Origin of the sequence: Brachybacterium sp. sponge, assembly GCF_001613775.1 — a bacterium.
Lineage (GTDB): Bacteria > Actinomycetota > Actinomycetes > Actinomycetales > Dermabacteraceae > Brachybacterium > Brachybacterium conglomeratum.
This window is the reverse complement of record NZ_LRMP01000002.1, coordinates 370,625-382,862: the sequence shown is the minus strand read 5'-3', so window position 1 is coordinate 382,862 and position 12,238 is coordinate 370,625. Positions and strand designations below refer to the sequence as shown.

At 73.5% G+C, this 12,238-nt stretch carries 12 protein-coding genes; 5 read left to right on the top strand and 7 right to left on the bottom strand.

Annotated features, from left to right (window positions below; all coding sequences use genetic code 11):
* Positions 1 to 73: 73 nt before the first annotated feature.
* The 6 genes from A4A78_RS09780 to A4A78_RS09755 form a co-directional block, all read right to left on the bottom strand.
* Positions 74 to 796, bottom strand: a complete 723-nt coding sequence (locus A4A78_RS09780; RefSeq protein ID WP_062948754.1) for a hypothetical protein — start codon at positions 794 to 796, stop codon at positions 74 to 76.
* Complete coding sequence (locus A4A78_RS09775) at positions 793 to 1,794, bottom strand: ATP-binding cassette domain-containing protein (RefSeq protein ID WP_062948752.1); 1,002 nt, start codon at positions 1,792 to 1,794, stop codon at positions 793 to 795. The genes A4A78_RS09780 and A4A78_RS09775 overlap by 4 nt, the downstream gene beginning before the upstream one ends.
* Entirely contained in the window at positions 1,791 to 2,189 is a 399-nt protein-coding gene (locus tag A4A78_RS09770; protein ID WP_062948750.1) for a GntR family transcriptional regulator, read from the bottom strand. The genes A4A78_RS09775 and A4A78_RS09770 overlap by 4 nt, the downstream gene beginning before the upstream one ends.
* Positions 2,190 to 2,316: 127 nt before the next feature.
* A complete protein-coding gene (locus A4A78_RS09765; RefSeq protein WP_197466662.1) occupies positions 2,317 to 3,333 on the bottom strand; it encodes a GNAT family N-acetyltransferase in 1,017 nt (338 codons plus the stop codon).
* Positions 3,330 to 3,539: a hypothetical protein gene (locus tag A4A78_RS18150; RefSeq protein ID WP_062948748.1), complete on the bottom strand. Its 210-nt coding sequence runs from the start codon at positions 3,537 to 3,539 to the stop codon at positions 3,330 to 3,332. The genes A4A78_RS09765 and A4A78_RS18150 overlap by 4 nt, the downstream gene beginning before the upstream one ends.
* A 257-nt stretch (positions 3,540 to 3,796) precedes the next feature.
* Positions 3,797 to 5,752, bottom strand: coding sequence for a glycoside hydrolase family 2 protein (locus tag A4A78_RS09755; protein ID WP_082835284.1), 1,956 nt, complete (start codon positions 5,750 to 5,752; stop codon positions 3,797 to 3,799).
* Between the two features lie 385 nt (positions 5,753 to 6,137).
* On the opposite strand from A4A78_RS09755, the gene A4A78_RS09750 reads away from it, so the two are divergent.
* Both A4A78_RS09750 and A4A78_RS09745 read left to right on the top strand, forming a co-directional pair.
* The gene (locus tag A4A78_RS09750; protein WP_062948746.1) at positions 6,138 to 7,769 is read left to right on the top strand and encodes a DEAD/DEAH box helicase; all 1,632 of its coding nucleotides are present in this window, start codon (positions 6,138 to 6,140) and stop codon (positions 7,767 to 7,769) included.
* Positions 7,766 to 8,215, top strand: coding sequence for a rhodanese-like domain-containing protein (locus A4A78_RS09745; protein ID WP_062948744.1), 450 nt, complete (start codon positions 7,766 to 7,768; stop codon positions 8,213 to 8,215). The genes A4A78_RS09750 and A4A78_RS09745 overlap by 4 nt, the downstream gene beginning before the upstream one ends.
* A 124-nt stretch (positions 8,216 to 8,339) precedes the next feature.
* On the opposite strand, the gene A4A78_RS09740 is transcribed toward A4A78_RS09745, so the two are convergent.
* Positions 8,340 to 9,893, bottom strand: a complete 1,554-nt coding sequence (locus A4A78_RS09740; RefSeq protein ID WP_062948742.1) for a long-chain fatty acid--CoA ligase — start codon at positions 9,891 to 9,893, stop codon at positions 8,340 to 8,342.
* Between the two features lie 148 nt (positions 9,894 to 10,041).
* Here A4A78_RS09740 and A4A78_RS09735 point away from each other — a divergent pair, with 148 nt between their 5' ends.
* The 3 genes from A4A78_RS09735 (at position 10,042) to A4A78_RS18145 (ending at position 12,005) form a co-directional block, all read left to right on the top strand.
* Entirely contained in the window at positions 10,042 to 10,392 is a 351-nt protein-coding gene (locus tag A4A78_RS09735) for a helix-turn-helix transcriptional regulator (RefSeq protein ID WP_062948740.1), read from the top strand.
* Positions 10,389 to 11,387: a cation diffusion facilitator family transporter gene (locus A4A78_RS09730; protein WP_062948738.1), complete on the top strand. Its 999-nt coding sequence runs from the start codon at positions 10,389 to 10,391 to the stop codon at positions 11,385 to 11,387. The genes A4A78_RS09735 and A4A78_RS09730 overlap by 4 nt, the downstream gene beginning before the upstream one ends.
* A gap of 81 nt (positions 11,388 to 11,468) precedes the next feature.
* Positions 11,469 to 12,005: a hypothetical protein gene (locus tag A4A78_RS18145; RefSeq protein WP_062948736.1), complete on the top strand. Its 537-nt coding sequence runs from the start codon at positions 11,469 to 11,471 to the stop codon at positions 12,003 to 12,005.
* Positions 12,006 to 12,238: the final 233 nt, after the last annotated feature.

Sequence of the window (12,238 nt, the reverse complement as noted above, 5' to 3'; positions counted from 1 at the left end):
TCGCCGGTCACGACGGCCGGGCCGGTGTGGCCCTCCGCTCACCCGTCGACCCGCCGCAGCGGCCGGATTCGGATCACGCCGCGGACATCGCCCGAGCGGCGACACCGGAATCGAGCCGACGGATCCAGGCGCGGACGCGCCGGCGCAGCACCAGGAGAGCCACCGCGAGCAGCACGGCCACCCCGGCGCACACGAACAGAGAGGTCGCCACGGCGCCGTTCGACAGCTCGACCGCCGCGAGCGGCAGCCCGATGAGCATTGAGCTGAGCAGTCCCGCGCCGAGATACACGACGAGGCTCAGCAGCGCCATCGAGCGGGCGGAGCGGTGGGTGAGGCAGTCCCCGCCGACAGCGATCCCGGTGAGCGCGAGGACCAGCGCGGCGTGGAGCGTGCCCGCCAGGGCGATCAGGGCGCCGGACAGGCCAGGGGGCCCGGAGACGACGAAGGTGGGGCCGGGGGTCACGGACGTCCCGAGCCCCGTCGCCGACGAGACCAGTGCGGCGAGCACGGCGGTGCCCAGGAGCATCCCGGTCTCGAGCCCGATCAGCGCCACCCGCCCGCGAACGCCGTCCGCACGGGAGAGCCCGAGCGTCGCTCTCAGCTCTGCCCGCTCGACGGTCTCCGGACGGCCGTAGCGGTACCAGGCGAGCGCTCCCCAGATCGGGAGCGCCGCCACCAGCGCGTCCGTGATCGCCGCCGCGAGGACGAGGGTCAGCGCGCACAGGGCGACCGTGAGGGAGAAGCGTCCGCTGTTCAGACGCAGCTCCATGGACATCGCCTGCCGGATCGGGGTCATTCCGCTCCCCTCCTCGGGGTCGTGGCGGGCGAGGGAGCCCGGCGCCCGGAGGTGTCTGCGGCGCGGAGGCAGTGGGTCACCAGCTCGTTCATCGTCGGTCGGCGCAGCGAGGCCTCGGGAGCCTGCCCGGCGGCGTCGTCGACCGCGACGAGGCCTCGCGTCGTGCCGCCGGCCGTGGTCGGGCCGATCAGGTCTGGTCCGCTCTCCCCGCTGGGCTTCGCCTCCCGGGCCTGCTCGACCAGCAGGAACTCCTCGCAGAGGGTCTCGACGTCCCCCTCGAGGACCGCACGGCCGTCGGCGATCACCACGAGGTGGTCGACGAAGCGGTCCATGCCCTCGAGGTCGTGAGTGGAGAACAGGAGGGTGCGGTCGTCGTGCGCCATCAGATCGCGCAGCTCGTCGACCAGCTCGGTGCGTGCCAACGGATCGAGGCGGGCGAGGGGCTCGTCGAGGATCAGCAGGCGGGGGCCCTGGGCGAGCGCTGCCGAGATCGCCAGCTGGGTGAGCTGGCCGCGCGAGAGGCGGCCGACAGGGCGATCGAGCGGCACCTGGTGAGCGGTGAGGCGGGCCTCGAACAGTGCTGGGTCGACGGGGCCGACGGTGCTGTGCGCCCGGGCGACCGTGCGCGCCGTCCAGCGGTCCGGGTAGTCGGGGGTGTCGGGGACGACCGCGACCCCGGCCGGCAGGGCCACGCCGGCCGCCCCCATCTCGGTGCCGAGCACCTCGATGCTCCCGGCCACCCAGGGCAAGGCTCCGATCATCGTGCGCAGCGTCGTGGTCTTGCCGGCGCCGTTGGTGCCGACGAGGGCAGTGACCCGGCCGGCCGGCACGCTCAGGTCGAGCTCCCGGACGGCCCGGATCGGAGCGGCGTAGGGGCGGTCGCGGGACGGCAGCTCGACGGTCACGCCCTGGACGCGCACCGCCGTCGGCGGCGTCGTGATCGCGGTGGACGGCTGATGGTCTCCCTGGTCGTGAGGCTCGGGACGCACGGCGCTCATCGCTCCTCCTCCTGGGCATGAGGGTCTTCCTCGTGGACGCGCTCGAGGCGGGCCCGGAGCTCCTCGGGGGCGATCCCTGCCGTCCTCGCCGCACGGACGGCCTCGCCGAGCGCGGCGTCGACGCGCTCGAGCGCCCGCAGACGCACCCCATCGGGCTGCTGGGCCCGGACGAACACGCCCTTGCCGCGCACCGCGTCCACCAGACCGTCGGCCACCAGCTCGTTGTAGGCGCGGGTGGTCGTGATGACGCTGACCCGCAGGTCACGGGCGAGGACGCGGATCGACGGCAGCGCCTGCCCGGCGCCGAGGTCGCCGCGCAGGATCGCCTCGGCCAGGTGCGCGCGGATCTGCTCGTAGATGGGCTCGGGCGCGGAGGGGTCGATCGGGATGTGCATCCTCGCCCCCTTTCCGTCCGGTGGAGCGATCGTCCACGACGGCCGCACCTACTGTCCATAGACACTATGGACAGTAGGTGCGGTGGAGGTCAAGGGGGCGCGCGGGGAGGCCGCGCCGGACTCCGCCTCAGCCCACCGGCTTCTCGTAGGTCGCGTAGACGTGCGCGCGCTCGAAGCCGACGGCATCGTAGAGCCGGGTCGCGCCGGTGATGGACTCGGCATCGACCTCGAGGACGGCGGCGGTGAAGCCGGCCTCCGCCCCGGAGGCGAGGGTGCGGGCGAGCACCGCGCGGGCGAGGCCCCGGCCGCGCGCCTCGGGACGGGTGCCGACGAGCGCCACGTGCAGCACGCCGGGGCGGTCCTCGGAGGTGACGGCATAGGCGAGCACGGTGCCGTCCGGGGCGAGGGCGATCGTGGAGTGCTCGGGCCGGGAGGTGTGGGAGGTGGTCCACAGCTGCCAGGTCTCTGCATCGATCGGGGCGGAGCCCCAGTGGTCCGCGAAGGCGGCGACGTGGGCGAGCCGCACGGCCTCGCTCTGCTCCGGGGCGGGGGCGAGGATCCGGGCCCCTTCCGGGGCGCGGAGCTCCAGCGCCGGCCCGGGCAGCTCGCACTCCATCTCGAGCCAGGAGCGGACCCGCCGGTACCCGCGCCGCTCGAGCACGGGGCGTATGTCGGCCCCGCCCGGGCCGGCGCCCGGCTCGGGATCGCGACCGCCGCTCGTGCGCAGCACAGCGGGCAGTCCGGGATGCCGCTGCGCGGCGAGGGTGCTGCCGCGCGCCTCGAGCAGCTCCAGGATCGAGGTGCCGATCCCCTGACGCCGATGCTCGGGGTGCACGGCGCCGCTGAGCTGGACGCGGGCGCGGCTGTCGCGGTCGGGATGCGCGGAGACGGTGACCAGTCCGAAGCCGACGATCTGCTCGCCGGCCCGCAGGGCGACCGTGTCCTCGGCAAGGTCCAGGCGCGGCGTCTGCAGCCATTCGCGGATGCTCGGCTCCTCGACGGGCTCTCCGAGCTCGTCGTGGCCGTCGACCGTGTTCAGCAGCGCGGTGAGCGCGGGGACGTCCTCGAGGGTCAGCGCGTCGCGGTGGAGGGCCGCCGGCGACCCCGCGGGGCGGGCCGACGAGTCGAGAGCGGGACGGGTCACGGGGTTCCTCCGGGGAGTCGGTAGACGGTGACGTGGCTGCGGGAGTCGGCGGTGAACTCGCTGCGGTCCCAGCCCGCCCAGCGGGACTCCCTGGTGAATCCTGCCAGCTGCGCCATGAGGTCGAGCTCGGCGGGCCACGCGTAGCGCTGCGGGGTGCGGCCCAGGCGGGCCCCGCGCGCCCCGTAGACCGCGGGGTCGAAGCCCACACGATGGGAGACGAGCTGCTGCGAGACGGGGTCGCGACGCGGCCGGTGCCGATCGCGAGCTCGGCCAGCACCTCGACCGTCGGCCCCAGCACCTCGGGCGCGAACACGCCCAGGCCGGGGGTGTCGTACTCGGCGGCGGCCTGCGCGTCTTAGAGGCGGCTCTGATCGATCACGCGCCCATGGTCACGCCCCGTCGCCGTCGGCGCCACGGATCTCTCCGGCACCGACGCCGACGGGGCGGGAGAGCGCCCGGAGGCTCAGCCCTCGGTCTCGTACGCCGCGGGCCGCTCCTGGACCGCGCGGAGCCGGGCGAGGTCGAGCTTGCGGCCGCGGGCGAAGTCGACCACGCCGTTCTTCTCCTGGAACACGTCGGTCATCTGCGTGTAGCAGTAGCCGAACATCAGCGGGTCCTCGAGCAGCACGCGGGTGAGCCCCTCGAAGCGGGCATAGAGCTCCTCCTCGCTGGTGATCCGCTGGCCGTAGCCCCAGGACTCGGCGGCGTTGTTCCCGGCGCGCGCCGCTTCGGCGGCGTCCTTCGCCTCCTGCTCGTTCCACCAGATGCCGCCGTACTCCGAGACGAAGTAGGGCTGGCCGGCGAAGGGCAGGGAGAACTCGCCGTCGGCGAAGGGGTACTCGTCCGGGGCCAGGTCGCGGCGGTTGGCGAAGGGGCGGCCCTCGGCGAGCCCGGCCTGCTCGGCGCGGAACCGCTCGGGATCCTGCTCGTAGGAGTGGGAGTCGTAGACGTCGGCGCCGCGCACCCGGTGGGAGTAGCCGGAGGCGTCGAGCACGGGGCGGGAGGGGTCGGCGAGCTTGGTCGCGTCGTACATCGCCTGGGTGACGACGTCGAGCTGCGTGAAGCGGTCGTGGAGGATCTGGTGGGTCTCGTTCAGCGGGCACCAGCCGATGATCGAGGGGTGGTTGATGTCGCGGGCGACCGCCTCGATCCACTGCCCGATGAAGGAGGCGGTGGGCTGCTGGTTGTCGCCGAGCGGGCCGAGGCCCGAGACGCCCCAGTCCCCGAACTCGCCCCAGGTGAGATAGCCGTGCAGGTCCGCCCAGAAGAGCATGCGCTGGTCGAAGACCTTCTGGTGGAGACGGGCGCCGTTGAAGCCGGCCTCCATCGCGAGGCGGATGTCGGTGGTGAAGGCATCGTCCGACGGGGCGGTCATGAACGAGTCCTCCCAGTAGCCCTGGTCCAGGACCAGGCGCTGGAAGACCTTCTCGCCGTTCAGGCGGTACTCGTGGGCGTTCAGGGAGGTCGAGCGCAGGCCCGCGTAGGAGCGGACCTCGTCGAGCACGGCGCCGTGGGCATCCAGCAGCCGCACCTGCAGGGCGTAGAGCTCGGGCGCGCCGGCGCCCCACACGCGCACGTGCTCCTCGGGGATCGTCAGCGCCAGGTGCGGGGCGAGGTCGAGGTCCGCGCGGACGCTCGTGCGCGCGACCTCCTCCCCGCCGGGCACGGAGGCGATGACCTCGAGGGAGGTGCCGGGGGTGCTGCGCGAGAGCGGCACGTCGATCGCGAAGGACGCGGAGGCGAGCGAGGGGATGATCCGCAGGGAGCGGATCTCGTCGGCCGGCACGCCCTCGAGCCAGACGCTCTGCCAGATGCCGGTGGTGCGGTGGTAGTTGGCGTGGGTGGGGCGGAACCAGGTGGACTGCTTGCCGCGGGCCTGGGGCGCATCGTGCGGATCACGGGCACGGACGACGACGCTGACCTCGCTGCCGGCGCCGACGCCGGGGACCTGCGAGAGATCGGCCGCGAAGGGCGTGAAGGCGCCGCGATGGCGGGCGACCTCGACGCCGTTCGCCCAGACGGTTGCGTCCTGGTCCACCGCCTCGAAGCGCAGGATCGGGCGCAGTCCCTCCCAGCCGGCGGGGATCGTGACCGTGCGGCGGTACCAGACGGCCTCGAGGAAGTCGCGGTCGCCGATCCCGGAGGCCGCGGTCTCGGGCGCGAAGGGCACCGTGATCTCGTCCTCGAGCGCGCGGTCCAGCAGGCCGCGCTCCCGGCCCGTGTCGCCGCGATCGATCTCGAACTCCCAGGTCCCGTTGAGGTTCAGCCAGGTGGGGCGCTGCAGCTGGGGGCGCGGGTGCTCGGGGCGGGGCACGTCGGGTGCGGCGGGGAGCGGGGCGTCCAGCTGGGCCGCGAGCTCGTCGGCTCGCGTGAACAGCGCGGCGAGCGCCTCGGGCAGCGCGGGGGTCGGAGGGGTCATCACAGAGGCTCCTGGCGCGTGATCGGCGGTGATCTGTCGGGAGCCAGTCAACCCCATCACCCCAGAATGTGCAACGTTGGAAATCTGGGGCGGGCGGCCGACGGGGATGCAGGCCGCGGCAGGAGGACCCGGTGGTATCTCACATGCGGGGAGCCGCCCGTCGCCTGCGAGGTGACCGCCGCGTAAGGTGGGCAGGAGTGCCGTCCTCCCGCCGCGGCACAGGTCCCGTCCGGGCAGCCCCGCACCCCTCGACGCACGGCGTCGGGCACGAGGAGCGGCAGGCCCCGCCGACGGCGACAGCGTCGGCCGGAGAGGACCACCTCGAGCGGTCCCCGACGCGACGACGACGTGCGGGGTGCAACGCACAGAGAACGGATCACCCTTCGTGACCACCCCTGACTTCGCACGCCTCGGCGTGCCCGCCTCCCTCACCGCCGCCCTCGCGCCGCTGGGGATCACCGACCCCACCCCCATCCAGGCCGCGACGCTGCCGGACTCCCTGGCCGGGCGCGACGTGCTGGGCCGGGGCCGCACCGGCTCGGGCAAGACCTACGCCTTCCTGCTGCCGCTGGTGGCGCGCCTGCTGGAGACCCCGAAGCGCCGCACCGCCCGTCGGCCGCGCTCGCTCGTGCTCGCCCCCACCCGCGAGCTCGCCTCGCAGATCGCCGACTCGCTGAAGCCGCTGGAGAAGGCCGCCGGCCTGCGCAGCGCCGTCGTCTTCGGCGGCGTCGGCCAGAACCCGCAGGTGAACGCCCTCGCGGGCGGCGTCGACGTGCTCATCGCCTGCCCCGGACGGCTCCTGGACCTGATGGGCCAGGGCCACGCCGATCTCGGCGCCATCGAGATCACCGTGATCGACGAGGCCGACCACATGGCCGACATGGGCTTCCTGCCCATGGTGCGCCGCATCCTCGAGGCGACCCCGCGCCGCGGCCAGCGCATGCTGTTCTCCGCGACCCTCGACTCCGGCGTGAACAAGCTGGTCAAGGAGTTCCTCCACGACCCGGTCACGCACTCCGCGGACCCCGCGACGAGCCCCGTGGGCACGATGGAGCACCACGTGCTCGAGGTCGACAAGGAGACGCGCTTCGACGTGCTGCGCGACCTCGCGGCCGCCCCCGGCCGCACCATCATGTTCACCCGCACCAAGTACGGCGCGAAGAACCTCGCCCGCAAGCTCTCCGCCCGCGGCGTGGACGCGGTGGACCTGCACGGGAACCTCTCGCAGAACGCCCGCACCCGGAACCTCGAGGCCTTCGGCTCCGGCACCGCGACGACGATGGTCTGCACCGACATCGCCGCGCGCGGCATCCACGTGGACGAGGTCGCGCTCGTGGTCCACGCCGACCCGCCCGTCGAGCACAAGGCCTACCTGCACCGCTCGGGCCGCACCGCGCGCGCCGGCGAGTCCGGCACGGTCATCACCGTGCAGACCCCGGACCAGAAGCGCGACGTGAACGACCTGATGCGCAAGGCCGGGATCACCCCCACCTACCACCAGCAGGTCGTCTCGACCAGCCCCGTCCTCACCGAGCTCGCCCCCGGCGAGCGCGTGGCGACCCATGAGCCGCGCCAGCCGGAGGAGCCGCTGGACGAGCGCCGCATGGCGGGCGAGCGCCGCGGCGGCGGCCAGGGCGGTCGCGGTCGCGGCGGTCAGGGCGGCGGACGCGGCCAGGGCGGCCGCGGCCAGGCCGGACGCGATGGCCAGGGCCGCGGGCGCGGCGAGGGTCAGCAGGCCGGTCGCGGCCAGGGCGGCCGCGGCGGCGAGGGCGGCTCCGGCGGCCAGGGACGTCCGGGCGGCCAGGGCCGCTCGAACAGCCAGGGCCGCTCGAACAGCCAGGGGCGCAGCGGCGGCCAGGGCGGCGGGCGCCGCGGCGGTCAGGGCCAGGGCTCCGGCGGCGGGCGCCGTCAGGGCCGTCCGGCCCCCACCACCTACTCGACCAGCTCCGAGGGCTCCGGCAGCGGGAACACCGTCGGCGGCGGCCTCGCGGCCTTCTCCTCCGGGCGGCGCCGATGACGGAGCCGTCGGCAGCCCACGGCCGTCGGCGCGCCGAGGCGTCCGCCGGCCACGGGATCGACGAGGTCCTCGCCGCCGCGCGTCGGGGCGTGGACCGCGTCGAACCCGCCGACCTCGCCGCCGCGCAGGCGGCCGGGGCGCACGTGATCGACATCCGCTCGGCCGTGACGCGCGAGCCCGAGGGGCACGTCCCCGGGGCGACCGTGGTCGAGCGCCTCGTGCTCGAGTGGCGGCTGGACCCCTCCTCCGCGCACCGCATGGACGGCGGGCCGGGCCACGACGAGCTCGTGATCGTGCTGTGCAACGAGGGGTACTACTCCTCGCTCGCCGCCCGCGACCTGCGCGACCTCGGCTTCCACCGGGCCACCGACCTGGTCGGCGGGTTCCGCGCCTATGCGCAGGCCGGCCTCCCGGTCGACGAGGAGCCCACCCGCTACGTGGACTGAGCCCCTCCGCTGCACGACCCGAGCCCGCCCGCGGCGACCGGATCACCGGTCCCTGCGGGCGGGCTCTTGTGCGCCCAGTGCAGTGCCGCTCGGTCCGACACCGCACGCTCCGGCGCCGGCGGCGTCAGCGCAGCTCGCGCTTGAGGATCTTCCCGGTGGAGGTCATCGGGAGGGACTCGGCGAGGACGATCTCGCGCGGGTACTTGTAGTCCGCCATCTGCTCCTTCGCCCAGGCCCTCAGCTCCTCGGCGGTGGCGGTCGCGCCGTCGACGAGGATGAGGTGCGCGACCACCTCCTCCCCCAGGCGCTCGTGCGGGACGCCCACCACGGCGGCGAGGGAGATCTGCTCGTGGGTCAGCAGCACCTCCTCGACCTCGCGCGGGTACACGTTGTAGCCGGCGCGCACGATCATGTCCTTGGAGCGGTCGACGACCCAGTAGAAGCCCTCCGCATCGCGGCGTCCGAGATCGCCGGTGCGGAACCAGCCGTCCCGCAGCACCGCGGCGGTCTCCTCGGGGCGGCCCAGGTAGCCGGTCATGACGTTGTGGCCGCGCACGATGATCTCCCCGATCTCGTCGACCTCGCCCACGCGGGCCCAGTCGGGATCGGCGGGATCGATCAGGTCCATCTCCACGCCCCACACCGGCAGGCCGATCGATCCGGGGCGCGGGCGCTCGCGGCGGGAGAAGGAGGCGACCGGGGAGGTCTCGGACAGCCCGTAGCCCTCCATGATCGAGATCCCGAGGTGCTCCTGCACGCCGCGCAGGATCTCGACCGGCAGCGGGGCGCCGCCGGAGATGCCCAGGCGCAGGTGCTCGGAGAGCCCCTCGGCCGCGGCGCCGCCGGTGAGCAGGCGCAGCAGCGCCCACCACATTGTGGGCACGCCCGCGAAGACGCTCACGCGGTGGCGCAGCAGCAGCTCGAGGGCCTGCTGCGGTTCGAAGCGGGGCAGCAGCACGAGGGTCGCCCCCATCGAGAAGCCGGCATTCATGTTCACCGTCGCCCCGAAGGTGTGGAACAGCGGCAGGACGACCAGGTGGGTGTCCTCCCCCGGCCGCGAGTCGAACAGCCGGTTGCAGGTCAGGGCGTTCATGAGCTGGTTGGAGTGGCTGAGCTCGGCGCCCTTGGGCCGCCCGGTGGTGCCCGAGGTGTAGAGGACCACGGCGGTGTCGGTCTCGGCGCGCTGCACGGTGGGGAAGGTCCCGGGCCACTCGGCGACGGCGCCGGCGAGGGTGGGCACCCCCTCGTAGGGGCTCTCGGCCGACGGGTCGGCGGTGATCAGCACGATCTGCGGCGGACGCGCCGCGGCCGCGGCGCCCTCGACCACGTGGCGGCCGATGGGCAGCTCCTCGGTGCCCTCGAAGCAGAAGGCGACCGCGGCGTCGGTGTCGTCGAGGTAGTAGGTGATCTCGCGGGGCTTGTTCAGCACGTTCAGCGGGACGACGACGGCCCCGGCCTTGAGGATCCCGAAGTACACGATCGGGAACTGCGGCAGGTTGGGGCAGCTCAGCGCCACCTTGTCCCCCGGCTCGACCCCGAGCTCGACCAGGAGGTGCGCGACGCGGCAGGCGGCGGCGTCGACCTCGGCGTAGGTCAGGGAGGTCTCGCCCAGCACCAGGGCGGGACGGTCGGGGGCGGTGCGGGCGCTGTCCTCGAGCACCACGGAGAGGTTGTACATGCGGCGGTCTCCTTCGTCGACGTCACTGTGACGGGGGCCTCACAGTACGCCGCGCCGTCGCCGCTCAGGGCGCACTCCCCGTCGGGCGCACCACATCGTCCATTTCGTCAGTTGCGCGAATGACGAAACGTTAGGGAGGATGGCGGGCATGACGACACCCCCGGAGGGCCGCGCGCCCACCGAGCCGCAGCTCGCCGCGGCCGCGGACACCTTCTCGATGCTGGCCAGCCCTGCTCGCCTCCATCTGGTGCAGCTGATGAGCACGGGCCGCTACGACGTGGGCGAGCTCGCGGAGCGGGTGGGCCTGAGCCTGCCCACCACCAGCCAGCACCTGCGCAAGCTGCGCCTGACCGGCATCGTCTCGGCGACCCGCGAGGGCCGCCACAGCTACTACACCGTCGAGGACCCGCACGTGGTCCAGCTCGTCGAGCAGATCTTCGAGCACATCGCCCCCGACGGCTCCCTCGCCCCCGACCCTCCCCGCAAGGACCATCCATGAGCAGCACCGAGACCTCCTCCCGTCCCGTCCGCCAGAAGGTGGACCTGACGAAGTTCGCGTGGCTCTCGATCGCCGCGGCGATCGTCACGATCACGCTCAAGGCCGGCGCCTGGGTGATGACCGGCTCCGTCGGCCTGCTCTCCGACGCGGCGGAGTCGGTGGTGAACCTCGTCGCCGCGGTCGTCGCGCTGATCGCGCTGCGCGTCGCGTTCCGCCCGGCCACCGAGCGCTTCCTCTACGGCCGCGCGAAGGCGGAGTACTTCTCCGCCGCGGTCGAGGGCGTGATGATCTTCGCCGCCGCCGGCGTCATCCTCGTCACCGCCGTCGAGCGCTTCCTGAACCCGCGGCCCCTCGAGAACGTCGGCTGGGGCCTGGCGATCTCCGTGATCGCCTCGCTGGTCAACGGCGGCGTGGCGCTCGTGCTGCTGCGCGCCGGGCGGAAGCACAGCTCGATCACCCTGCGCGCCGACGGCAAGCACCTGATGACCGACGTGGTCACGAGCGCGGGAGTGCTGGTGGGCGTGGCGCTGGTGGTGCTGACCGGCTGGGAGCGACTGGATGCGCTCGTCGCCTTCGCCGTCGGCGTGAACATCATCGTCACCGGCATCGGCCTGATCACCGAGTCCGTCTCCGGACTGCTGGACAAGGCGCTGCCGGACGAGGAGCACGAGGTGATCACCGAGATCCTGCGCCGCCGCACCGACGGGACCGTCACCTTCCACGGCCTGCAGACCCGCGAGGCGGGGCAGGAGAAGTACATGAACGTGCACGTGCTCGTGCCCGACGACTGGACGGTCAAGCGCGGCCACGACTACATCGAGGGCCTCGAGCACGAGCTGATGGGCGTCATGCCGACCCTGCACGTGCTCACCCATCTCGAGCCGATCTCCGATCCTGCGAGCTACGAGGACATCCCCGAGGCGCACGTCCCGATCCACGGCGAGGACGAGACCGCGCTGCGCCCGCCCCGGGACGACGCGGACGCGCAGGGCTGAGCCCGTCCACATCCTCGTCGGCCCCGGACAGGTGTCCGATCCCGCCCGTACGATGAGCGGAGTCGACCGAGGGGGACGCCGATGACGCATCCGGGGCACGACGGGCACGGGCCCGTGATCGAGGGGACGACGGTGCCGCCGCGCGGCCTCGCACCGCAGGGACGGGAGTACGACCCGTTCGCGACCGGCGCGCCAGGGGGCGCGCACGGCGGGCCGACCGGCGGAACCGTCCCGCACGGCGCGGTGCAGCCGTGGGTCCCGGCGCAGGGCGCCTACGGACCGCCGCCGACGGTCGTGATGCCCGCCGAGAAGAGCGTGGGGGTCGCCTTCGTGCTGACCTTCTTCTTCGGGGTGCTCGGCATGTTCTACGCGACCGTGCCGGGGGCGCTGATCCTGCTCGGCATCACGCTCGGCGCGATCCTGCTGGCCTCGCTCCTGATCGGCGTGCTCTCGGTGCTGACCCTCGGATTCGGGGCGATCCTCTTCACCCTGGTGCCGCTGATCGGGATCGCCGCATGGATCGCGAGCATCGTCTGGGGGTGCCTGGCCGCCTCCCGCCACAACGAGCGCGTGCGCGCGCAGTACACACAGGCCGGGTTCCGCCCGCCCGGGCGCTGACCAGGATCTCGAGAGGTCCTCTCGACGAGGCCTCGCCGCTCTGTGACCGGCGGGGCCTCGTCACGTCCGGACGCGGGAGGTCGGACCTGGAGGGGGGGACGCGGAGGGCACGGACACGGAGAGGGCCGGCGCAGAGCAGGTCGACGCGGAGAGGGCGGACGCACCCTCCGGGATGCCGCAGATCACCCACCGTGACGACTTATGACGGTCAGCACTTGCACTTATGAAGGGCG

Bases quoted from the DNA above. Each gene is read 5' to 3' on its own strand.
- A4A78_RS09780 (WP_062948754.1), bottom strand. From the start codon at position 796: ATGACCCCGATCCGGCAGGCGATGTCCATGGAGCTGCGTCTGAACAGC.
- A4A78_RS09775 (WP_062948752.1), bottom strand. From the start codon at position 1,794: ATGAGCGCCGTGCGTCCCGAGCCTCACGACCAGGGAGACCATCAGCCG.
- A4A78_RS09770 (WP_062948750.1), bottom strand. From the start codon at position 2,189: ATGCACATCCCGATCGACCCCTCCGCGCCCGAGCCCATCTACGAGCAG.
- A4A78_RS09755 (WP_082835284.1), bottom strand. From the start codon at position 5,752: ATGACCCCTCCGACCCCCGCGCTGCCCGAGGCGCTCGCCGCGCTGTTC.
- A4A78_RS09745 (WP_062948744.1), top strand. From the start codon at position 7,766: ATGACGGAGCCGTCGGCAGCCCACGGCCGTCGGCGCGCCGAGGCGTCC.
- A4A78_RS09740 (WP_062948742.1), bottom strand. From the start codon at position 9,893: ATGTACAACCTCTCCGTGGTGCTCGAGGACAGCGCCCGCACCGCCCCC.
- A4A78_RS09735 (WP_062948740.1), top strand. From the start codon at position 10,042: ATGACGACACCCCCGGAGGGCCGCGCGCCCACCGAGCCGCAGCTCGCC.
- A4A78_RS09730 (WP_062948738.1), top strand. From the start codon at position 10,389: ATGAGCAGCACCGAGACCTCCTCCCGTCCCGTCCGCCAGAAGGTGGAC.
- A4A78_RS18145 (WP_062948736.1), top strand. From the start codon at position 11,469: ATGACGCATCCGGGGCACGACGGGCACGGGCCCGTGATCGAGGGGACG.